General features: G+C 70.8%; 17 protein-coding genes and 2 pseudogenes. 12 read left to right on the top strand and 7 right to left on the bottom strand.

What is annotated here, in order from left to right:
* Window positions 1-3: 3 nt before the first annotated feature.
* The 3 genes from ACIRQP_RS21665 to ACIRQP_RS21655 form a co-directional block, all read right to left on the bottom strand.
* Window positions 4-225, bottom strand: a complete 222-nt coding sequence (locus ACIRQP_RS21665; RefSeq protein ID WP_403892521.1) for a hypothetical protein — start codon at window positions 223-225, stop codon at window positions 4-6.
* A 62-nt stretch (window positions 226-287) separates the two neighbouring features.
* Window positions 288-782, bottom strand: a complete 495-nt coding sequence (locus ACIRQP_RS21660; protein WP_403892519.1) for a hypothetical protein — start codon at window positions 780-782, stop codon at window positions 288-290.
* Window positions 783-795: 13 nt separating this feature from the next.
* Window positions 796-1,044, bottom strand: a complete 249-nt coding sequence (locus tag ACIRQP_RS21655) for a hypothetical protein (protein ID WP_403892517.1) — start codon at window positions 1,042-1,044, stop codon at window positions 796-798.
* Between the two features lie 239 nt (window positions 1,045-1,283).
* Here ACIRQP_RS21655 and ACIRQP_RS21650 point away from each other — a divergent pair, with 239 nt between their 5' ends.
* The 5 genes and pseudogenes from ACIRQP_RS21650 (at window position 1,284) to argF (ending at window position 6,440) form a co-directional block, all read left to right on the top strand.
* A complete protein-coding gene (locus tag ACIRQP_RS21650; protein WP_403892515.1) occupies window positions 1,284-2,336 on the top strand; it encodes an LLM class flavin-dependent oxidoreductase in 1,053 nt (350 codons plus the stop codon).
* A gap of 353 nt (window positions 2,337-2,689) precedes the next feature.
* Window positions 2,690-2,761, top strand: a pseudogene (locus tag ACIRQP_RS21645) (hypothetical protein); the annotation flags it as partial.
* A gap of 58 nt (window positions 2,762-2,819) precedes the next feature.
* Window positions 2,820-3,911, top strand: a pseudogene (locus ACIRQP_RS21640) (polynucleotide kinase-phosphatase); the annotation flags it as partial.
* Between the two features lie 85 nt (window positions 3,912-3,996).
* On the top strand, window positions 3,997-5,229 hold the full coding sequence (locus ACIRQP_RS21635; protein ID WP_403892513.1) for an arginine deiminase: 1,233 nt from the start codon (window positions 3,997-3,999) through the stop codon (window positions 5,227-5,229).
* Window positions 5,230-5,426: 197 nt separating this feature from the next.
* Complete coding sequence (gene argF / locus ACIRQP_RS21630; protein ID WP_403892511.1) at window positions 5,427-6,440, top strand: ornithine carbamoyltransferase; 1,014 nt, start codon at window positions 5,427-5,429, stop codon at window positions 6,438-6,440.
* A gap of 30 nt (window positions 6,441-6,470) precedes the next feature.
* Here argF and ACIRQP_RS21625 read toward each other — a convergent pair whose 3' ends face one another.
* Window positions 6,471-6,881 carry an ATP-binding protein gene (locus ACIRQP_RS21625; protein WP_403892509.1) on the bottom strand — a complete coding sequence of 137 codons (411 nt, stop codon included), beginning with the start codon at window positions 6,879-6,881 and terminating at the stop codon, window positions 6,471-6,473.
* Between the two features lie 322 nt (window positions 6,882-7,203).
* Here ACIRQP_RS21625 and ACIRQP_RS21620 point away from each other — a divergent pair, with 322 nt between their 5' ends.
* Both ACIRQP_RS21620 and ACIRQP_RS21615 read left to right on the top strand, forming a co-directional pair.
* Window positions 7,204-8,037 carry an enoyl-CoA hydratase family protein gene (locus ACIRQP_RS21620; protein ID WP_403892507.1) on the top strand — a complete coding sequence of 278 codons (834 nt, stop codon included), beginning with the start codon at window positions 7,204-7,206 and terminating at the stop codon, window positions 8,035-8,037.
* Window positions 8,037-10,328, top strand: coding sequence for a bifunctional salicylyl-CoA 5-hydroxylase/oxidoreductase (locus ACIRQP_RS21615; protein WP_403892553.1), 2,292 nt, complete (start codon window positions 8,037-8,039; stop codon window positions 10,326-10,328). Before ACIRQP_RS21620 ends, ACIRQP_RS21615 begins: the two co-directional genes overlap by 1 nt.
* On the opposite strand, the gene ACIRQP_RS21610 is transcribed toward ACIRQP_RS21615, so the two are convergent.
* Both ACIRQP_RS21610 and ACIRQP_RS21605 read right to left on the bottom strand, forming a co-directional pair.
* Entirely contained in the window at window positions 10,315-11,199 is an 885-nt protein-coding gene (locus ACIRQP_RS21610) for a PaaX family transcriptional regulator C-terminal domain-containing protein (protein ID WP_403892505.1), read from the bottom strand. The genes ACIRQP_RS21615 and ACIRQP_RS21610 overlap by 14 nt on opposite strands.
* On the bottom strand, window positions 11,169-12,932 hold the full coding sequence (locus tag ACIRQP_RS21605; protein ID WP_403892551.1) for an AMP-binding protein: 1,764 nt from the start codon (window positions 12,930-12,932) through the stop codon (window positions 11,169-11,171). The genes ACIRQP_RS21610 and ACIRQP_RS21605 overlap by 31 nt, the downstream gene beginning before the upstream one ends.
* Window positions 12,933-13,040: 108 nt before the next feature.
* Between ACIRQP_RS21605 and ACIRQP_RS21600 the strand changes: the two genes are divergently transcribed.
* A complete protein-coding gene (locus ACIRQP_RS21600; protein WP_403892503.1) occupies window positions 13,041-14,249 on the top strand; it encodes an acyl-CoA dehydrogenase family protein in 1,209 nt (402 codons plus the stop codon).
* Window positions 14,246-14,644, top strand: a complete 399-nt coding sequence (locus ACIRQP_RS21595) for a RidA family protein (protein WP_403892501.1) — start codon at window positions 14,246-14,248, stop codon at window positions 14,642-14,644. Before ACIRQP_RS21600 ends, ACIRQP_RS21595 begins: the two co-directional genes overlap by 4 nt.
* A 155-nt stretch (window positions 14,645-14,799) precedes the next feature.
* Here ACIRQP_RS21595 and ACIRQP_RS21590 read toward each other — a convergent pair whose 3' ends face one another.
* A complete protein-coding gene (locus ACIRQP_RS21590; protein ID WP_403892499.1) occupies window positions 14,800-16,476 on the bottom strand; it encodes a hypothetical protein in 1,677 nt (558 codons plus the stop codon).
* A 302-nt stretch (window positions 16,477-16,778) separates the two neighbouring features.
* Here ACIRQP_RS21590 and ACIRQP_RS21585 point away from each other — a divergent pair, with 302 nt between their 5' ends.
* The 3 genes from ACIRQP_RS21585 (at window position 16,779) to selA (ending at window position 22,414) form a co-directional block, all read left to right on the top strand.
* Window positions 16,779-20,138 carry a S8 family peptidase gene (locus ACIRQP_RS21585; RefSeq protein ID WP_403892497.1) on the top strand — a complete coding sequence of 1,120 codons (3,360 nt, stop codon included), beginning with the start codon at window positions 16,779-16,781 and terminating at the stop codon, window positions 20,136-20,138.
* Window positions 20,139-20,533: 395 nt separating this feature from the next.
* Window positions 20,534-20,719: a hypothetical protein gene (locus ACIRQP_RS21580; protein ID WP_403892495.1), complete on the top strand. Its 186-nt coding sequence runs from the start codon at window positions 20,534-20,536 to the stop codon at window positions 20,717-20,719.
* Between the two features lie 300 nt (window positions 20,720-21,019).
* The gene (selA, locus tag ACIRQP_RS21575; protein ID WP_403892493.1) at window positions 21,020-22,414 is read left to right on the top strand and encodes an L-seryl-tRNA(Sec) selenium transferase; all 1,395 of its coding nucleotides are present in this window, start codon (window positions 21,020-21,022) and stop codon (window positions 22,412-22,414) included.

Here is a 22,414-nt window from a genome sequence, read left to right as displayed (position 1 = left end):
GGGTCAGCCCTCCACCGGATGCCGGGCGATGGCGGCGTTGGCCAGCATCACGGCGTCGTCCACGGCATTGATCGCCCTCGTGAGTTCAGGCGAGGACGGGCACAGCTCTGCGAGCAGCTGCGCCAGGGCGAGGCCGCCGGCGCGGATCTGCTCGTACTTCTCGGGCTGGCCGGGCTGCGGGGGGTGGTAGGTGAAGCGGTTCTTCAGATCGAGGTTGTAGGCCATGTGCCCTCCCAGGGCATGAGAAAGGCCCCGGCCGGCGGCTCGGGGCTCGGGGCGGGGGCGGGTCAGGTGATGGCTGTGGCCCCGGCATAGTCCGCGGCCTGGCCGATGTCCTCGACGTGGATGTAGGCCGGATTGGGGGTGGACGCGGCGAGGTTCACCGTTCCGCCGGCGGCCACGGTGAGCCCGAAGGTGCCTACGAGGGCTGCGGTGATGTTCGCACCGGAGGTGTTCGTGCAGATGTTTGAGAAGTCGAAGGCGACTGTGCCCGCTGCGGGCAGGTAGATGCGGAAGGCGTTGATGTAGGTCTGTCCGCCGAGGTCCGTCTTCCGCACCGCGGCTGTGCCTTGCTGGCCTGGCGTATTCGAGAAAACGCCTCCTTTGTATCTGATGCGGTAGGCGCGGCCGGTGCGGAACATGATGGGAGGGGTGGTGAAACCGACTACTTCCGCGGCCGTGGTGGTGCTCGTGTTCGTAGTGATCGCCGAGTAGGCGACCGTGTTCGGCGTGTTGTCCAGTAGGCGCTGAGCGGTGATTCTCTGTCCCGGCTGCCAGGCCATAGGGCCTCCTTCCTTACAGTGCGGTGATGGTGGGGACGGCGAGCCGCACGTCCGTGCCGCCGTTGTGGGCTTTGACGATGCCGTTGACGGAGCGGGTCACGGTGAAGCGCTGCGGTCCCTGGACGAGGACGTCCCCCCATGTGGCGATGACCGGCAAGGAGTTGGTGTTGGCGGTGGACAGGATCGATCGCGTGCCGATCTGTCCGGCGGCCGTCAGACTGGTGTCGGTGGTCTCCACAGTCCAGGCGCCGGGCTCGCGCACCGAGGCCGGCCAGACCTTCGCGCGCAGGACGCTGCCGGTGATCTGGAGACGAATCCCAAAGCGCGTGTTCGGTGCGTGGGTCAGCCCACGCAGATGGCCGTGTTCACCGTCACCGACCCGCGGACCACGCGGAGGACCGACCCGCGGACGCCAACGGCGTCACGGCCAGCCATGGGCGTCAGCCCTGGGACCTGCCAGTATGAGCACGTTCGAGTCGGTCCTCGTGGCTTGGAGATTTGATGCGTGCAGGTGTCGTGGTCGCCGCTCGACCCGGTGTGGAGGATCTCGCCGTGCGGGCCGAGGAATTGGGCTTGCACAGCTTCTGGGTGAACGACACCCCGATGGTCCACGGTGACCCCTTCGTCGCCTTGAGCCTGTGTGCGAAGGCCACCCGGCGCATCAAGCTCGGTATCGGCGTGACCTCACCGGCGCTGCGCTCGGCCCCGGCCGCAGCGAGCGGGATTGCCAGCCTCAATGCCTTGGCGCCGGGTCGGATCATCTGCGGGGTGGGCACCGGAAACACCGCCCGGCGCACCTTGGGCATGCCGCCGACCACGGCGTCCGCGCTGGAGAGTTTCACCGCGGGGCTGCAGGATCTGTGTGCCGGGCGCTCGACCGAGTACCGCGAAGGTGACCGGGTCCGCGACATCCGGTTCCTCCACGCCGGGGCGCACGTGAACACCACCGATCCGATCGAGTTCGTCGTGGCCGCGCTCGGATCCAAGGCCGCTGCCGTCGCCGGCCGCCGCGGTGCGGGCCTGATCTGCTTCGGCCTGCTCGAACCCACCGCCTGGCACGCACTGCAGGACGCCCGCCGCCAAGCCGTCCACGGCACGTCCCGCGACCCCGACTCCCACGCGAACTCCTACGTGGTCACCTCGCTCCACCTGCTGCACGAGAACGAGGACCCTCACAGCGACGCGGCTCGGGATGCGACAGGTCACCTCGTCCTGTCGTTTCTGGACTACGCCGCCGACGCGCCCGCCTTCGCGGAGGAACTCGGCCCCGGCGAACGCGAGGTGGTTCGTGAGCTCCTGGACCGGCGTGGCACCACCGCCGCCGCGCCGGACCGGTACACCAAGCTCTACCCCAACTACCTCGGACGCATCGCGCCGCAGGACCGGGACCTGGTCCTACCCTCGTTGATGAACATCCTGGCCCTGGTCGGCACCCGCGACGACGTCCTCACCCGTATCACCGCCCTGGAACAGGCAGGCATCGACGAACTCCTCATCCATCCGGTGATCGACCCGCCCACAGAGATGGCCCAACTCGCCAAACTCCTCACCTGAGCGCTCCGCGCGTCCGCACCACCACTCCGGCTGTCCGCCCCGGCACCGGCAAGACGCCCCGGACAGCTATCCACTTCGCATCCGCCAAGTCCGAGAGATCCGAGAGATACGGCGCCGGTGGGATCTGCGATCACTACACCTGGTCCTTCAGAGCGTGCAGCAGGCGACAAGACCGCGGATGCGTGGCCGTGACGCCGGGGCCGATTGACGACGTCACAGCCAAGTTGACTGTCACTCGGCTCCAAGCGGCGCTCCAGCCATCTCTCGGCTCTCGTCCAACCTGACGTGACACTGAACAGAAGAACTTGACGGGGAACGCCACCAACGTCCAGCCCGAGAGCCGCAAGCGGCTGGTGCGGCTCGCCCGCGAGTACGACGTACTGCCCGTCGCGATAGTCCTCGACGTGCCCGAGGAGGTGTGTGCCGCGCGCAACGCCGGCCGCCCCGACCGGGCCGGGATGCCGCGCCATGTGATCAAGCGGCACCATGGCGCCCACCGCCACCTCGGAGCGGGACGGCTACCTGGAGCACCCGGCCGAGGCGTTCGCGCAGTACCGCGCGGACGGCGTCGGACAGGTCGTGTGCGAGGAGAAGCACATGGGGTCGCGCGCGGTGGCGCTGGTCTGCCGTGACGCGGCGGTGGCGCGCGAACGCTTCGGCGTGGCCGGGCCGACCGGCGTGCTGCACACCTGTACCGGCAGGCCCTTCTTCGACGACGAGGCCGTCACCGAGGAGATCCTGGACCGGCTGCGCACCGCCGTCTCCGCCGCCGGGCTGTGGCGGGAACTCGACACCGAGTGGATACTGCTGGACGCCGAGCTGATGCCCTGGTCGCTGAAGGCCACCGGCCTGCTGCGTACCCGGTACGCCGCGGTGGGCGCCGCCGCCGGGGCCGCCCTCCCCGCCGTCACGAAGGCGCTCGAAGCCGCCGCGTCCCGGGGCGTCGAGGCCGCGGGACTGCTGGCCGCGCAGCGCGAACGCGCGGCCGACGCGGCGGCGTTCACCGAGGCGTACCGGCGCTACTGCTGGCCGACGGAGCGGCTGGAGGGGGTGCGCCTGGCGCCGTTCCAACTGCTCGCCGTCCAGGGCCGCAGCCTCGCCGCCGTCCCGCACTACCAGCAGCTGGCCTGGCTGGACCGGCTGGTCGAGCACGACCCGACCGGACTGCTCCAGGTCACCCGGCGGCTGATCGTGGACACGGCCGACGAGGAATCGGTGCGCGGCGGTGTCGACCGGTGGCTGGAGATGACCGAGCGGGGCGGCGAGGGCATGGTCGTCAAGCCGCTCCGGGCGCTCGTACGCGACGGCAAGGACCGGCTGGTGCAGCCGGGCGTGAAGGTACGGGGCCGGGAGTATCTGCGGATCGTCTACGGGCCCGAGTACACCCGCCCGGACAATCTCCGGCGGCTGCGCGACCGCTTTCTCGGCCACAAGCGTTCACTGGCGCTGCGGGAGTACGCCCTCGGTCTGGAGGCCCTGGACCGGCTGGCGGACGGCGAACCGCTGTGGCGGGTCCATGAGGCGGTCTTCGCGGTACTGGCCATGGAGTCGGAACCGGTCGACCCCCGGCTCTGAACTGCTGACGAGGTCCTGTCTCCCCGGGGCAGGACCTCGACCGTTCGCCGCGTGAACCGTGCTCCATACGGCGAGGATGGGAGACATGGGATTCCATGTCGACTCCGAGACCGGGCGGCTGCGCCGCGTCATACTGCACCGCCCGGATCTGGAGCTGAAACGCCTCACACCCGGCAACAAGGACACACTGCTCTTCGACGATGTGCTCTGGGTACGCCGCGCCCAGGAGGAGCACGACGCGTTCGCCGCGCTCCTGCGCGACCGGGGCGTCCAGGTGCATCTCTTCGGCGATCTCCTGAGGGAGTCCCTGGACCTCCCGGCGGCCCGGGGGCTCGTCCTGGACCGGGTCTTCGACGAGAAGGAGTACGGCCCGCTCGCCACCGGCCATCTCCGGGCGATCTTCGACGAACTGCCCACGGACCAACTGGTCGAGGCACTGGTCGGCGGGATGACCAAGCGGGAGTACCTGGAGCGGTACGCGGAGCCGGTGTCCGTACGCTTCCACGCGATGGAGCTGGACGACTTCCTGCTCGACCCGCTGCCGAACCATCTCTTCACCAGGGACACCTCGGCCTGGATCTATGACGGTGTGAGCATCAACGCGATGCGCTGGCCCGCCCGGCAGCGCGAGACCGTGCACTTCGAGGCGATCTACAAACACCACCCCCTGTTCACCGGGCCCGCCGCCGGCGCCTTCCACCACTGGTCGGAGGGGCAGGACGACTATCCGTCCACCATCGAGGGCGGTGACGTGCTGGTCATCGGCAAGGGGGCCGTGCTGATCGGGATGAGCGAGCGCACCACCCCACAGGCGGTCGAGATGCTGGCGCGCGGACTCTTCGCGGCCGGTTCCGCCACCACGATCGTGGCGCTCGACATGCCCAAGCGACGGGCGTTCATGCACCTCGACACCGTGATGACGATGGTCGGCGGCGATACCTTCACGCAGTACGCGGGCCTCGGGATGCTCCGCTCGTACACCATCGAGCCGGGCGGCGACGGCCGGGAGCTGAAGGTCACCGACCATCCGCCGGAGCATATGCACCGTGCCATCGCGGCGGCTCTGGGCCTGGCGGACATCCGGGTGCTGACCGCCACCCAGGATGTGCACTCGGCGGCGCGCGAGCAGTGGGACGACGGCTGCAATGTCCTCGCGGTCGAGCCCGGGGTCGTCGTCGCCTACGAGCGCAACGTCACCACCAACACGCATTTGCGGAAACAGGGCATCGAGGTGATCGAGATCCCGGGCAGCGAGCTGGGCCGAGGCCGGGGCGGGCCGCGCTGTATGAGCTGCCCGGTGGAACGTGACGCCGTGTAGTGGACCGGGGGAGGCCGGGGCCAGGACGGCAGCCGGGGCCGGAACGGCCGGGCCGGGGCAGCCGGGGCTGGGACGGCCGGTTGGTGCCGTGGGGTGATATGACGTGTGGGCTGAATAGCGATGCGGGTGGTCGTATATAGTTCCAGTGTCCGGTATCTTCCCCACTCTTCGCGACTCGCGCCCCAGGAGCAGCCACCATGGCGATACACCTCGAAGGCCGCCACTTCCTCAAGGAGCTGGACTTCACCGCCGAGGAGTTCCGCGGTCTGATCGATCTGGCCGCGGAACTCAAGGCCGCGAAGAAGGCGGGCACCGAGGTCCAGCGGCTGCGCGGCAGGAACATCGCCCTGATCTTCGAGAAGTCCTCCACCCGCACCCGCTGCGCCTTCGAGGTGGCGGCGGCGGACCAGGGCGCCTCCACGACGTATATCGACCCGGCCGGCTCACACATCGGGAAGAAGGAGTCGGCGAAGGACACCGCCCGGGTGCTCGGGCGGATGTTCGACGGTATCGAGTTCCGCGGGGACGCCCAGGAGACCGTCGAGGAACTGGCCGCGTACGCCGGAGTCCCCGTGTTCAACGGCCTCACGGACGCGTGGCACCCCACCCAGATGCTCGCCGATGTGCTGACGATGACCGAGCACACCGACAAGCCGCTGACGGAGATCGCCTTCGCCTATTTCGGGGACGCCCGCTTCAACATGGGCAACTCGTATCTGGTCACCGGCGCTCTGCTCGGCATGGATGTACGGATCGTCGCACCGCGCGCCTACTGGCCGGCGGACGACATCCTCGCCCTGGCCCGTGAGGCCGCCGCGAGCAGCGGGGCCCGGCTCACCCTCACCGAGGAGATCGCCGAGGGCGTGGCGGACGCGGACTTCGTGGCCACCGATGTCTGGGTGTCGATGGGTGAGGCCAAGGAGGTCTGGGACGAGCGGATCGAGGCGCTCGGTCCGTACACCGTGACGATGGACGTGCTGCGCGCGACGGGCAACCCCGACGTGAAGTTCCTGCACTGCCTTCCGGCCTTCCACGACCTGGGCACGGCGGTGGGCCGGGAGATCCATGAGCGGCACGGGCTCACGGAGCTGGAGGTCACCGACGAGGTCTTCGAATCGAAGCACTCAGTCGTCTTCGACGAGGCCGAGAACCGGCTGCACACCATCAAGGCCGTGCTGGTGGCGACGTTGTCGGGGAGCGGCGCCGCCTAGCGGACAGGACCTGGTGGAGCGACCGGAATCTCAGGTCGCGGGAAGCGTGAACCAGACCGCCTTGCCCTGGTCCGTGGTGCGGTGGCCGCACGCCGAGCTGAGCGTACTGATCAGTAGCAGGCCGCGACCGCCCTCCTGCCACGGGTCCGGCATCGCCCCCGGGTGCGACAGATCGCCCGGCGGGGCCGGGTCGCGGTCGTGCACCTCGACCTGGCAGCCGGTCGGCAGCAGCTCCACGACCAGCTCGATCGGATCGCTCCCCGGGGTGTGCTGTATGGCGTTGGCGACGAGTTCCGCGGTGAGCAGTTCCGCCGTGTCGCTGTGCGTCGGCTCCTCCAGATGTGCCAGAGCGTCACGGACGAGAGCGCGCGCGATCGGCACGGCTTCGACACTGTGAGGCAGCGTGAGTCTCCAGGGAGAGGAGTCTGCGGCTTCTGGCATGGAGGGCGGTCCGATCAGGGCACAAGTACGGCCGGGGGGTGCGAGGTAATTGCTATCACGTTCAACCATACGGAGCGTGAGCGGGTTAACAAGAGGCGCCGGGCTGCCGGGCCCGGGACCAATGGCCCTTGCCCGTCGGGACTTTTGGTGGCTTACGGGCGGTATCTCACGGAATTGTCACGGAAGGGACGCGGGCGCATCGCGGGCCTGTCACGGACGTATCGCGCACTCGTGACGGCAGTCATATTTGGGTGATACCTTTTCGCAGCGCTGAAGCTCGCCGCTGAGGTTCCCCGAGGTTCGCCGAAGGAGGCCGCGCTCCATGAGCCCGTTCACCGGCTCCGCGTCCCGCACCGAGGAGTGGCGCCATCTGCGACTGACCCGGGACCGGGATGTCGGCGTCGCGACCGTCACCCTCGCCCGCCCGGCGAAACTCAACGCGCTCACCTTCGGCGCCTACGCCGATCTGCGCGATCTGCTCGCCGAACTGTCCCGGGAACGCTCCGTACGCGCCCTCGTGCTGGCGGGCGAGGGCCGCGGCTTCTGCTCCGGCGGCGATGTCGACGAGATCATCGGCGCCACCCTCGCCCTGGACACGGCCCGGCTCCTCGACTTCAACCGGATGACCGGCCAGGTGGTCCGGGCGATCCGGGAATGCCCCTTCCCGGTGGTCGCCGCCGTGCACGGAGTCGCCGCCGGCGCCGGTGCCGTTCTCGCGCTCGCCGCGGACTTCCGGATCGCCGACCCCTCCGCGCGCTTCGCCTTCCTCTTCACCCGGGTCGGCCTCTCCGGGGGCGACATGGGCGCGGCCTATCTGCTGCCCCGCGTGGTCGGGCTCGGGCACGCCACCCGGCTGCTGATGCTCGGTGAGCCGGTGGCCGCCGCCGAGGCCGAACGCATCGGGCTGATCAGCGAACTCACCGGCGACGGCCTGGCCGACGCGCGCGCCGCCGAGCTGGCCCGTCGGCTCGCGGAAGGCCCGGCGCTCGCGTACGCGCAGACCAAGGCCCTGCTCACCGCCGAGCTCGACATGCCCCTCGCCGCCGCCGTGGAACTGGACGCCGCCACCCAGGCGTTGCTGATGAACGGCGCCGACTACCGTGAGTTCCACGCCGCCTTCACCGAGAAGCGGCCCCCGAAGTGGCAGGGCCGCTGATGGCCCGCGTCCCGCGCGTCGCGGTCATCGGCGGCGGACCGGGCGGGCTCTACGCCGCCGCCCTCCTCAAGCGGCTCGACCCCGGCCGCGAGATCACCGTCTGGGAACGCAACGCGGCCGACGACACCTTCGGCTTCGGCGTCGTGCTCTCCGACGAGACACTCGGCGGTATCGAGCACGCGGATCCCGTCGTCCACCGGGCGCTCCAGGCCGAGTTCGTACGCTGGGACACCATCGACATCGTGCACCGCGGCCGTACCCTCACCTCCGGCGGTCATGGCTTCGCGGCGCTCGGCCGGCGCCGGCTGCTGGAGATCCTGCACGAGCGCTGCGCGTCCCTGGGCGTACGGCTGCGGTTCCGCACCGAAGCCCCGCCCGCCGCCCGACTCGCCACCGCCTACGACCTGGTGATCGCCGCGGACGGGGTGCACAGCCTCACCCGTGAGACCCACGCCGAGGTCTTCGCCCCCACGATCATCACCCATCGCTGCCGCTACGTCTGGCTCGCCGCCGACTTCGCCCTCGACGCGTTCCGCTTCGAGATCGCCGAGACCGAGTACGGCGTGATGCAGCTCCATGGCTACCCCTACGCGAACGGGGCCGCCGGCGCGTGGAGCACGGTCATCGTCGAGATGCGCGAAGAGGTCTGGCGGGCGGCCGGATTCGAGGATCTCGACGAGCGGCGGTCCGCGGAACGCTGCGCCAAGATCTTCGCCGACGCGCTCGGCGGACGTCCGCTGCGCGCCAACGCCTCGTCCTGGAGCACCTTCCGGACCGTTATCAACGATCGGTGGAGCCACGGCAATACGGTCCTGATCGGCGACGCCGCCCACACCGCCCACTTCTCCATCGGCTCCGGCACCAAGCTCGCCGTGGAGGACGCCCTCGCGCTCGCCGCCTGTATCGAGGAGCGCTCGGAGCTGCCGGACGCGCTCGCGGCGTACGAGAGCGAGCGCCGCCCGGTCGTCGAGTCCACCCAGCGTGCCGCCGCCGCCAGCCTGCGCTGGTTCGAGGAGCTGGCCACGTACACGGACCAGCCGCCGCGGCAGTTCGCCTTCGGGCTGCTCACCCGGAGCCGCCGGGTCACCCATGACAATCTGCGGCTGCGCGACCCCGGCTTCACCCGGGCGGTGGAGCGGGACTTCGGCTGCCCGCCCGGCACTCCGCCGATGTTCACGCCCTTCCGGCTGCGCGGGCTGACCCTGCGCAACCGTGTCGTCGTCTCGCCGATGGACATGTACTCCGCCGTGGACGGCGTCCCCGGCGACTTCCATCTCGTACATCTCGGGGCCCGCGCCCTGGGCGGCGCCGGACTCGTCATGACCGAGATGGTGTGTGTCAGCCCGGAGGGGCGCGTCACCCCGGGCTGCGCCGGGCTCTACAGCCGGGAACAGGGCGACGGCTGGCGCCGTGTCACCGATTTCGTGCACGCGCGGTCACCGGGGACGGCCATCGGCGTCCAGCTCGGACACGCGGGACGCAAGGGCGCCACACGCGTGATGTGGGAAGGCATGGACGAGCCGCTGCCCGTGGGCGGCTGGCCGCTCGTGGCCGCCTCACCGCTGCCGTACCATCCCGGTGTCAGTGAGATCCCGCACCAGCTCGACCGCCGTCAACTCGACACGATCCGCGAACAGTTCACGGCCGCCACCCGGCGGGCCCAGCGCAGCGGCTTCGATCTGCTGGAACTGCACTGCGCCCACGGCTACTTGCTCTCCGGCTTCCTCTCCCCGCTGACCAACCGGCGTACCGACGCCTACGGCGGCTCGCTCACCGCCCGGCTGCGCTTCCCGCTCGAAGTCTTCGACGCCATCCGCGCGGACTGGCCCGACGACCGGCCCATGACGGTCCGGATCTCGGCCACCGACTGGGCGCCCGGCGGTACCACCCCCGAGGACGCCGTCGAGATCGCCCGTGCCTTCGTCGCGCACGGCGCCGACGCGATCGATGTCTCCACCGGCCAGGTCGTCGTCGACGAACGGCCCGAGTTCGGCCGCTCGTACCAGACCCCGTTCGCCGATCTGATCCGTAACACCCTGTCCGTGCCGGTCATCGCCGTGGGGGCCATCTCCTCCTGGGACGATGTGAACTCCCTGCTGCTCGCGGGCCGTACCGACCTGTGCGCGCTGGCCCGCCCCCATCTCCACGATCCGCAGTGGACGCTGCACGCCGCCGGGGCCCAGGGGTACGAGGGCCCGGCCGCGCCCTGGCCGCTGCCGTACCGCGCGGGCAGCCGCACACCCCCGGCCGGCCGCACCGACGATCCGAGGCCGCGTCTCACTCTTCGGTGACCGGCCGCCGCACGAACGTCAGGCCCATGTCCCGCAGCCGGGTGTGCAGGCGGGTGAAGACCTCGGCGGACACCTCTCCCGGCCAGTTCCTCGGCAGCAGTCCGGTGGGCAGACCGGGATCGGCGTACGGCAGATGCCGCCAGGAGTCCAGAGCCAGCAGATAGTCGCGGTACGCGTCCTCCGCGGTGCCGGAGCCCGTGCCTGTGCCTGTGCCGGGGCCTGCGCGTTCGCCCGCGCCGGAGGCCGAGCCCGAGACCCGGCCCTCCCAGGCGCGCAGCACCGGCTCGTGCGCGTCGAGAAACTCCTCGTGCTGGGTGGCGATCGCGTCCAGGTCCCACCACCGGGCCACGGCATCGGCCGTCGGCTCGAAGCCGAGGTGCTGCCCGCTGAACAGATCGACATACGAGTCGAGCCCCAGCCGCCGCAGCGTGTGCCGGGTCTCCTCGTACAGTCGGCCCGGTGCGATCCAGACGCCGGGCGCCGCCGTTCCGAAGCCGAGCCGGGCCAGCCGGGAGCGCAGCAGATGGCGCTTGTGGCGCTCGGACTCCGGCACGGTGAAGACCGCGAGGATCCAGCCGTCGGAGAGCTCGGGCGCGGGCCGGGCGTAGATCCTGCGGTCCCCGTCGTCGAGCAGCTGACGTGCCTCGGCCGACAGCGCGTATCCGGCCGCGCCCCGCGCCGTACGCTCCGGGACCAGCAGGCCACGGCGTTTGAGCCGGGAGACCGAGGAGCGCACGGACGGCGCGTCCACACCGAGAGCCCCCAGCAGACGGATCAGCTCCGCCACGGCGAGGGGGGTGTCGTCCGGTGTGCGCCCGTACGCGCCGTACAGAGTGACGATCAGGGATCGGGGGGTGTGCTGCTCGGCCACGTGATCACTTTAGAGCCTCTCGGAGAGGCCCCGGCTCCGTCGGCGGCCGGTCCTCGGCCCGGAACCCGCAGCCGGAAGCGCTGGAGCTTGCCGGTGGGCGTACGGGGCAGCGCGTCCAGGAAGACCACCGCGCGCGGGCATTTGTACGGCACCAGCCGCGCCCGGACGAACTCCCGCAGCGCCGCCGCCGTCCCCTCGCCGCGCTCCACGCCGTCACGCACCACGACATACGCCGTGACCACCTGGCCGCGCAGCTCGTCGGGCAGACCCACCACCGCCGCCTCGACCACATCGGGATGGGCCAGCAGCGCGTCCTCGACCTGCGGGCCCGCGATGTTGTACCCGGCCGAGATGATCATGTCGTCCGCGCGGGCCACATAGCGGAAGTAGCCGTCGGGCTCCCGTACATAGGTGTCGCCGGTCAGATTCCAGCCGCCCCGGACATACTCCCGCTGGCGTGGATCGGCCAGATACCGGCAGCCCACCGGGCCGCGGACGGCCAGTAGTCCCGGCTCCCCGTCGGACACCGGCGCGCCCGAGCGGTCCACGACGCGCGCCTGCCACCCCGGCACCGGAACCCCGGTGGTGCCCGGCCGGATCTCCTCGTCCGCCGCGGAGATGAAGATATGGAGCAGTTCGGTCGCCCCGATGCCGTTGATGACCCGCAGCCCGGTGCGTTCCCGCCATGCCTGCCAGGTGGCCGCCGGCAGATTCTCGCCCGCCGAGACACAGCGGCGCAGGGAGGAGATGTCGTACGGGTGCGTGGCCAGCTCGTCCAGCATCAGGCGATAGGCGGTCGGCGCGGTGAACAGGACCGACACCCGGTGTCGGGCGACGGCCGCCAACAGCTGGGCGGGCCGGGCCTGTTCGAGCAGCAACGCGGAAGCTCCGGCGCGCATCGGGAAGATCACCAGACCGCCGAGACCGAAGGTGAACCCGAGCGGCGGGCTGCCCGCGAAGAGATCATCGGGCCCGGGGCGCAGCACCTGTCGCGAGAAGGTGTCGGCAATGGCGAGAACGTCACGGTGGAAGTGCATGCACCCCTTGGGCCGGCCCGTCGTTCCCGAGGTGAAGGCGATCAGCGCCACATCGTCCGCCGCCGTCTCCACGGCCGTGTATCGCGTCGGCTTGTCGTCCGTCAGCCGCAGCAGATCATCCGGCGCGTCTGCTCCATAGGTCGTGATCCGCAGCCCCGGTATCTCCGCGCGGACCAGCTCGTCCACCGACCTGATGTCGCACAGGGCATGGCCGATCCGTGCCATCTCCCCCATGATGGCCAGCTCCGCCGCCCGCTGCTGGGCCAGCACGGTGACGGCCACCGCGCCCGCCTTCAGCACCGCCAGCCAGCAGGCCGCCAGCCAGGGCGAGGTCGGTCCGCGCAACAGCACCCGGTTTCCCGGCACCACGCCCAGATCAGTGGTGAGGACATGGGCGATCCGGTCGACGTGCCCGCGTAACGCGCCGTACGTCCAGACCTCTCCGCCGGCCCCGCGGAAGGCGGGCCGCTCCGCGCCGAAGCGTTCGACCGTACGGTCCAGCAGCTCGGCCGCGCAGTTCAGCCGGTCGGGACTGCCGGGGGAGCCGGGAGCGCCGGGGGAGTCCGGTGCGGACGGGACGGGAAGGAGCCGGGGCCACTGGTCCGCGGGCGGCAGATGGTCGCGCGCGAAGGTGTCCCGGTGGGCCGACGGTGTCAGCTCCATGGTGCGCCCCCTTGCGGTGGTGGGGTCGTCCATCGAGGTGCTGGGGTGGGTCGGTGCTGGGGTGGGCTCGCCCATCGAGCGTATCGTGACGATGACGACAGTCAACGGTCCGCGATAGATGCGCTGGAAGTGGGGGCCCAGATGCCCGTGTTCTCGCTCGATCCGGTACAGACCGACTGGTGCGCACGGCTGCGCACCCTCGCCGTGGAACGGCTGCGCCCGATCGCCGACAAGGGCGAACCCGGCGCGGTGAACCGTCCGTTGATCGCCGCCCTCGGTGAACTCGGCCTGCTGGAACGGTTGTTCGGGGCCGGGGCACTGGAACTCTGTCTGCTGCGCGAGTCCCTCGCCCAGGGCTGTACGGAGGCGGAGACCGCGCTCGCGCTCCAGGGCCTCGGCGCGTACCCGCTCGTCCTGGCGGGTACCGGCGGGCAGCGCGCACGCTGGCTGCCCGAGGTGCGCGCGGGGCGTGCCGTGGCGGCTTTCGCGCTCAGTGAGCCGGGCGCCGGATCCGATGCCGCCGCCCTCGCCCTGCGGGCCGTCCCGGACGGCGACGGCTGGCTGCTGACCGGCGAGAAACGCTGGATCTCGAACGCCCCCGACGCCGACTTCTACACCGTCTTCGCCCGCACGGACACGGCAGCCGGTACCGGTACCGGTACCGGCACCGGAACCGGGACCAGCACCAGCACCGATACCCGCACCGGGGCCCGCGGGATCACGGCCTTCCTCGTCCCCGCCGACCGTCCCGGGCTCACCGGCACCCCGATCGAGATGCTCTCGCCGCACCCCATCGGCGCCCTCGCCTTCGACTCCGTACCCGTGACCGGCGATGATGTCCTGGGCGAGGTGGACCACGGCTTCAGGGTGGCCATGGCCACACTGAACCTGTTCCGTCCCAGCGTCGGCGCCTTCGCCGTCGGCATGGCACAGGCCGCGCTGGACGCGGCCCTGGAACACACCGCGGAACGCGGGGCGTTCGGCGGCCCGCTCAGCCGACTCCAGTCGGTGGCACACCAGATCGCGGAGATGGCGACCCGTACCGAGGCGGCGCGGCTGCTGGTGTACGCGGCGGCCACGGCCTACGACACGGGCGCGCCCGACGTGCCGCGGCGCTCGGCCATGGCGAAGCTGTTCGCCACCGAGACCGCTCAGTATGTCGTAGACGCCGCCGTCCAGTTGCACGGCGCCCGCGCCCTCCAACGCGGCCATCCGCTGGAGCATCTCTACCGCGAGGTCCGGGCGCCGCGGATCTACGAGGGCGCCACCGAGGTCCAGCGCACCATCATCGCCCGGGAGTTGTACGGGCCCGCACGTGGAGAACGTGGAGAACGGGAGCGGGACCGATGAGCCTGGAGCGCCTCAACCCCGCCGGGCTCTCGCGCGCCTCCGGCTTCTCGCACGCCGTCACCGCCACCGGCGGGCGGCTGGTCCTGCTGGCCGGACAGACCGCGCTCGACGGCGCGGGCGCCGTCGTGGGGGAGACCCTTCCCGCCCAGTTCGAGACCGCGCTCGGCAATCTCCTCACCGCGCTCGCGGCGGCGGGCGGCGGCCCGGCCGATCTCGCCCGGGTGACCGTGTACGCGACCGATGTCGCGGACTACCGGGCCCACGCGGCCGAACTCGGCCGGGCCTGGCGCCGGCTGGCCGGGCGTGACTATCCCGCGATGGCGGTGATCGGGGTCGTACGGCTGTGGGACGAACAAGCGCTGGTCGAGCTGGACGGTATCGCCGTACTGCCATGACGGGCGTGGCCGTCGGCGCGCGGCCGCCCGCCGCTCGTGGCCTCCCGGGGTCCCGCCCGATCCCGACGCGGTCGACGAACTGATCGTGAAGCCCGGAGGGCTGTCCGTGGGATCTCCCAGTTCCCCACGAACAGCCCCCTCGGTTCACTCACCGATCAGGTCGGGATCGGCTTGGTCTGCGTGCAGTTCTTCCACTCCACCCAGGGCCGGGCGCCGCCGCTCTTCGGGCCGGTGGCGTAGGTCGGGTCGCCGGTGATCGTCTGCTCCTTGTGCTCATGGGTGATGTCGATCCCGAAGAGCTTGAAGCCGAGGCTGACCTGTCCGGCGGAGATGCCGAAGCCGATGCCGAGCGAGGCGTTCCACCAGTCGGTGTTGGCCTTGTAGTCGAGCCGGGTCAGCTTGCCCTTGTCGTGCAGCAGCCGCTCGATCGGCCCCGCGTCGTCGTCCAGCGCCTCGGCGGCGTCCGAGGGGGTGGGCAGCGGGTTGGTGGCGGGGCTGTCGCCGCGCCCGCGCAGCCAGTCCTCGACGGCGGTGCTGTCCGTGTCGTTGTCGAGGGTGACCTCGGCCGACTCGGTGTGGATCTGTGACTCGATGGTGCCGCCACCGCCACCGACATCGATCGTCACGGGACCCGCGTTGGCTCCCGCGCCGGCCTGGATGCCGGGTCCGTCGCCGGACTCCTGGCTGGTGGTGATCGTCAGCTTCTGCGGGTGGTGCGGGTCGCCGTTCTTCTCCTCCTCGTCGTAGGCCGCCGCGTCGTAGGTGACCGCGACCTGCTGCATCCTGCTGCCCTTGGCCTGTGCCACCCCGCCGGCCGTGCCGCTGACGCTGAAGGTGTAGATGAACGTGATCTTCCCGGCGTCCGGGCCGGTCTTGGCGCGCATGACCACGACGTCCTCGGTCATCGCGCCCGAGAGCCCCTCGAAGGAGATGCTGCCGAGGTCCTTGGGGCCGTCGGCGCCCTTGCCGTCCTTGCCGCCCGCGGTGTCCTTGCCGCTCTTGCCGTTGCTCTTGAAGCTCTTTCCGAAGCTCACTCCGCCCGATGCCTCGGTGGAGGACTTGGTGATGTCGACGTCCGGCGCCTTCTCCGGTTCGAGGTCGGGCTTCTTCTTGCCCGCGTGGTAGCCGCAGATCATCTGCAGTTCGGAGCGGCCGGGCCTGCTGTTGCAGTCGTCCATCGCCTTGAGGTAGTCGGTGAACTGCTGGGCGTCCTCCAGGTTGGCCGCCAGGTCCGCCTGGGGATCGCCGGTCTTGTTCCCGTTGAAGAGCCACTGTCCGCCGCTGCCGCTGCCCGACATGTAGCTGCCGCTCAGCGAGGCGCTGCCGCCCCAGTCCTTCAGACCGGGGATACCGGCGGAGATGCTCGCCGTGACGCCGATTCCGCTCTCGGTCACCCGCTCCAGGGTGACGGTGCCGTCGGACCACTGCTGGAGCTTGACTGTCTCCGAGCCGCTGATCTTGATGAAGAGGATCTGGATGACGACGGTGTCCTTGGTCTGGTCCTGGGACAGCAGACACTTCGCGGGCTCGAACGGGTCGCCGTTGGGTACGAAGGGATCGCCGGGGCCGCCACCGCCGGGGCCGCCTCCGTCGCCGTCCCCCGCGTAGTCGCCGGAGGAGCACGCCTCGGCCCCGCTCAGCGGGTGAAGTATTCGGCAGACCGCGCTCTTCAGTCCGGTGGCCTCGTCGGCGGGCACGCTCAGACCGACGATCGCCGCCACGACCAGGGACACGACCCCGACCATCGCGGCGTACTCGGCCCCGCTCTGCCCCCGGTCGCGCCGTGGCTCGGGACCACTGAATATGTGGTCATGCGCATGCCATCTGCGCAACCTTTCAGCACCTTTCATCGTTCTCCTTGCCCACGTCGTCTTCCGTTTGCCCCCGAGTCTGCGCAGCTTATGGATGGGTCCGGGCCCAAGCGCAGGGTCCCCGGGCCCACTTGAGGGCCCAGTGCCACCGGGCGTGGCCGATCATCGCCGTCGGAAATGGCGTTATTTCGACCGTGGTGCGAATGAACCCCACGAGGTGGGCTTCCGTCTTCCGTGCCGACGCGACTCCGGTTGATCAGCACGCTCCCGGTACGCGTCGCTTCGGGGGTTCTTCGACACAACACCTCACCTTTGGGGGAGAGTTGCTCAGAAACAGCAGCAGAGCGGGCGCGGCCATGGTGGCGGCGCTGCTCACCGCGGGTCTCACGACGGGTGTCGCTTCGGGGGCCGCGTCCGGCGCCGCTTCGGCCGGCGACGGCGCGGGGACCTTCGCCGCGAAGGCGCGTCAGGCGAAGCGCGAGTCGTCCGTGGTCACCCTGATCACCGGCGACCGCGTGCGTGTCGACGCCAAGGGCCGGGTGGCGCGGGTGGAGCCGGCCGAGGGCCGCGAGGGCGTCCGAATAACCGTCAACCGGATCGCGGGCGCCACCTATGTGCTGCCCTCCGACGCGTCCCGGCTGGTGGCCCAGGGCAAGCTGGACCGGCGGCTGTTCAATGTCAGCCGGCTGATCGAGGACCGCTACGACGACGCGCACCGCGGGACGCTCCCGCTGATCGTGTCGTACGCCACGGCCGCCGACGACAAGGCGCGGGCGAAGTCGGCCATCTCGGCCGCGGACGTGTCGGTACGCCGGGTCCTGCCCGCGGTCAAGGGCGAGGCCGTGACCGCGCCCAAGACCGGTACGTCCGAGGTGTGGCAGGCTCTCACCGCGGCCGGCGAGCGGCGGAGCGAGGAGCGTACGGTCGCGCCGGGCATCGAGCGCGTATGGCTGGACGGCAGGCGCCGGGCGAGCCTGGACAGGAGCGTTCCGCAGATCGGCGCGCCGACCGCCTGGAAGGCCGGATACGACGGCAAGGGCGTGAAGATCGCCGTCCTGGACACCGGCGTGGACGAGACCCATCCCGACCTCAAGGGTGTGGAGCTGGCCCAGAAGGACTTCTCCGGCTCGGGCAACACCGTCGACAACTTCGGCCACGGCACGCATGTCGCGTCCACCGCCGCGGGTTCCGGTGCGAAGTCCGGCGGTAAGTACAAGGGCGTCGCGCCCGGTGCGAAGATCCTCGACGGCAAGGTGCTGGACGACTCCGGATTCGGCGAGGACTCCGGCATCATCGCGGGCATGCAGTGGGCCGCCGACCAGGGCGCGAAGGTGGCCAACCTCAGCCTCGGCGGCGGGGACACCGCGGAGACGGACCCGCTGGAGGCGGCGGTCGACAAGCTCTCCGCCGAGAAGGGCATCCTCTTCGTCATCGCCGCGGGCAACGAGGGCCCAGGCGCCGCCACGATCGGCTCGCCCGGCAGCGCGGCCTCCGCGCTCACCGTCGGCGCGGTCGACCGCGCCGACAAGATCGCCGACTTCTCCAGCGTGGGTCCGACGGCCGACGGCTCGCTGAAGCCGGACATCACCGCGCCCGGGGTGGACATCGTCGCGGCGAAGGCGGCCCAGGGGCAGATCGGTGACCCGGCGGCCGACGGCTATGTGTCGATGTCGGGCACCTCGATGGCGACCCCGCATGTCGCGGGCGCCGCCGCGATCCTCGCCCAGGAGCACCCGGACTGGACCGGTGGGCGGATCAAGCAGACGCTGACCGCCTCCGCCGAGCCCGGCACCGGTCTGACGGTCCATCAGCAGGGCACCGGCCGTGCCGATGTGGCCAGGGCGATCACCCAGACCGTGGTGAGCGAGCAGACCTCCCTGGGCTTCGGCACACAGCTGTGGCCGCACACCGACGACAAGCCGGTGACCAAGCGGCTCACCTACCGCAACAGCGGCGAGCGGCCGGTCACCCTCGACCTGTCGGTGGAGGCGGTCGGTCCCCAGGGCGAGCCCGCCCCGGCCGGCTTCTTCGCGCTCGACGCGAACCGGGTCACCGTCCCCGTCGGCGGCACCGCCGAGGTCGCGCTGACCGCGGACACCCGCGTCGGCACCCTGGACGGCACATACTCCGGCGCGGTCACCGCCAAGGCGGCCGAGGGCGGCCAGCGGGCCCGTACGTCGTTCGCCGTGACCCGCGAGGTCGAGTCGTACGACCTCACGCTGAAGTTCATCGACACCAAGGGCAAGCCCGCCCAGGCCGAGGCCACCGTCTACGGCATCACCGGCGACTTCTGGCAGAGCCCGTACGACACCGACGGCGACGGCGTCGCCAAGATCCGGGTCCCCAGGGGCGCGTATCTGCTGGACGCTCCGGTGCAGACCCCCAAGGGCGGCGACACGCCCCCGGACATCGCGCTGATGGTGCGGCCGAAGTACTCGGTCACCAAGAACGCCACGGTCACCTTCGACGCCCGCAAGGCGAAGCCGGTCTCCATCACGGCGCCGGACTCCGCGAAGCAGCTCGACACGTATCTCAACTATTCCTTCGAGTCGGGGAACAACGCCTTCGGCAGCACCTGGTACCTGCCCTCGTTCCAGGGCTTCCGTACCGGGCAGCTCGGCGCCGCGCTGCCCGCCAAGGAGTTCAGCAGCCAGCTCGGCGGCACCTGGCAGAAGGGCAGCACCAGCTACAACCTGCTCTACAATCGCGCCGGTTCGCTGCACACCGGCTTCAGCCACACCGCGACCAAGAGCGAACTGGCCCTGGTGAACATCACGATCGGCGCCTCGGCCAAGGGCCGTAAGGGCACGGTCAACCCGTTCTGGAGCACCCCGCTGTTCGGGGTCGGCACGGTCACCCGGCCGTTCGCCCTCCCCGCCACGGCGAAGACGTACGTCACCGCACCCCAGGGCTTCGAGTGGGAGTTCAACGTCGGCCAGGACGGCACGGGCGACGAGGGCGGCGTGTTCCTGGCGTCCGACCCGCCCCGTACGTACCAGGCGAAGAAGACCTACGAGAAGACGTACAACGTCGGTGTCTTCGGCCCGAAGGTGGACAAGGACAACACCGCGCTGCGCCTGGGCGACGAACTGGCCGTCTGCATCCCCGTGTTCACCGACGGAGCCGGTCACCTCGGCCAGTCGGAGGTCTCCGAGCAGCGCACGCTGATCACCGTCGACGGCAAGAACGTCCTGGACGAGAAGGACGGGCTCTGCCAGTTCGTCGCCGGTCTGCCCGCGAAGTCGGCCGCGTACCGCATCAGCACGGACGCGTCGCGCTCCACCGCGGTCGCCGGTGTCAGCACCCGTATCACCGCGGCGTGGACGTTCGCCTCGAAGAGGCCCGCCGATGACACCATCGCCACGCTTCCGCTCTCCACCGTCCGCTTCGCCCCGAAGCTGGACCTGGGCAGCGCCGCGGCGGCGGGCAAGAAGCTGACCGTCCCGCTGACCCTTCAGGGCCCGGCCGCGGGCAAGGGCTTCAAGTCCCTGTCCGTGCGGGTCTCCTACGACGGCGGGACCAAGTGGGCCAAGGCCCCGGTCACCACTGGCGAGGACGGCGGGAAGAGCCTGTCGCTGAGCCACCCGAAGACGGCCACGTCGGTCTCCTTCAAGGCGAAGCTCACCGACAAGAACGGCAACACGTACGAGACGACCATCGTCAAGGCGTACCTGCTGAAGTAGTACGCCCAGCCGTGTGACTCACGGTCGGCCGCGCCCGGGGGATGAACGTCCTTCCCCGGGCGCGGCGTTGTGTGGACCGCCGCCCACCCGGGGCTCTGTGACCTCGGTCACAGTGGTGAGGGGGTGAGTGCATACGGCATCGACGCGGAGCCGGTGCCCCGGCGGTGAGGTTTCTCATGGCATCGGCTGACGTATGTCATGGATATGACTGACGAATGTAATAGCGCTGGAATTATCCATTCCATTTGCGGTGTGATCTGCGTCATGTTAGCTCAGTTCGAATAGATGCTTGTATCTCTCCCTGGGTGAGTCCGGGTGGTAAAGGGCTGCGCATCCATCCCTTTCCCCGGCCGCCTTCCGCGTGTCCACCGCACATTCCTCATGGGGAGGGACAAATGATCGAAGACACGTTCAACACGCAGATGGAGAGCCTCGGCGGGCTCTCCGAGGAGACACCTGGCTGGCTGGCGCACGAGACGTCGCCGGTTCTGGCCACGCCGTCCCTCGCCTTCGCCGGAGGCGCGGCTCTCGTCACGGGCGCCTACGCCCTCGGCAAGGTCGTGGGATCCTCTCAGGCCTGACGCGACAGAAATTCCACACCATGCGAGAAACCCCGCCGGGCCGGAGATTTTTCCGGCCCGGCGGGGTCCGTATAAGTTCGCGCATTCCCATTGAATTTCGCGGAAAGACCAGTGAATCGTGCGCCGAATCCGCACCGCCCGGCGTCCACGGGACGCCCCTCGGTGTGGCTCCGCCGACCCGCTCCGCCGTTGCCGTACGGTGCCCACGCCGGGTGACGGACACGCTCATGGTGCGCCGGCCCGGTCCGGGGAGACCGTACGGACCTTCCTGGTTTGCCGGCTTCAGCGAAGGCGCAGGAGATGGAAGGCGACCGCACCCCCGCCGGGCCGGTGGATGCCCGGAGCCATCTGCCGCGTACCGACGCGACCCTCGCCGATCCCCGCCTCGCCGCGGCCGTTGACCGGCTGGGCCGCACTCTGGTGAAGGCGGTGCTGGCAGGCGTGCAGGAGCGCGCCCGCGCCGGTGAGGTGTCTCCCGCGCAGGTCGTCGAGCAGGCCGTGGCCGCGCTGCCCGCCACCGCGTCCGGGCTCCGCCGGGTGATCAACGCGACCGGGGTGATGCTGCACACCAACCTGGGCCGCGCACCGCTGTCCGCGGCGGCGTGCGAGGCGCTGGTCGCCGCCGCCGGCACGACGGACGTCGAACTCGACCTGGCCACGGGCGCGCGGGCGCCGCGCGGCCGGTCGGCTGTCGAGGCCCTTCTCGGGCAGGTGCCCGGCGCGGAGGCGGCACACGTCGTCAACAACGGCGCCGCGGCGCTGGTACTGACCGCGACCGCGCTGGCGCGGGGCAAGGACATCGTGGTCAGCCGCGGCGAGATGGTGGAGATCGGGGACGGCTTCCGGCTGCCGGACCTGCTGGTGTCCACCGGCGCCCGGCTGAAGGAGGTCGGCACGACCAACCGCACGGCGCCGGCGGACTACGCCGCGGCCGTGGGACCGGAAACCGGGTTCGTCCTCAAGGTCCATCCCTCCAACTTCCGTGTCACGGGCTTCACCCGTGACGTCGGCGTCGCCGAGCTGTCCCGGCTGGGGGTGCCCGTGGTCGCGGACATCGGCTCCGGGCTGCTGACCTCCGACGCGGCGCTGCCCGACGAGCCGGACGCGACCACCTGGCTGCGGGCCGGTGCCGATCTGGTGACCGCCAGCGGCGACAAACTGCTGGGCGGTCCGCAGTGCGGGCTTCTGCTGGGCCGCGCCGACCTCGTACGGCGGCTGGCCCGCCACCCCCTCGCACGGGCGCTGCGCGTGGACAAGCTGACCTTGGCCGCGCTGGAAGCCACTCTGCGAGGCCCGGCCACCCCGGTCCACAGGGCGCTGCACGCGGACCCCAGGCGTCTTCGTGAGCGCGCCGAGCGGCTTGCGGAGCGGTTGCGCGAAGCGGGGCTCGACAGCCGCGCGGTCGACAGCGAGGCGGTGATCGGCGGTGGTGGCGCGCCCGGTGTCACCCTGCCGAGCGCCGCGGTGTCGCTGCCCGCGTCCTTCGCCGGCCCGCTCCGCCGGGCGACGCCGGCGGTCATGGGCAGGGTGGAGAGCGGCCGGTGCCTGCTGGACTTGCGGGCGGTCCCGGAGGAGGCGGACCCCGAACTGGCGGCCGGCGTCCAGCGGGCGTCTGCCGCGTCGGACCCCACGCCCACCCCGGCCACCCGACGGAAGCCCGCGCCGGCCGTCGGCCACGACGCGCGGGGGAGGTGA

Source organism: Streptomyces sp. NPDC102274, from assembly GCF_044766385.1.
Lineage (GTDB): Bacteria > Actinomycetota > Actinomycetes > Streptomycetales > Streptomycetaceae > Streptomyces.
The sequence above is the reverse complement of the archived record's forward strand: the minus strand, read 5'-3'. Positions and strand labels throughout refer to the sequence as shown.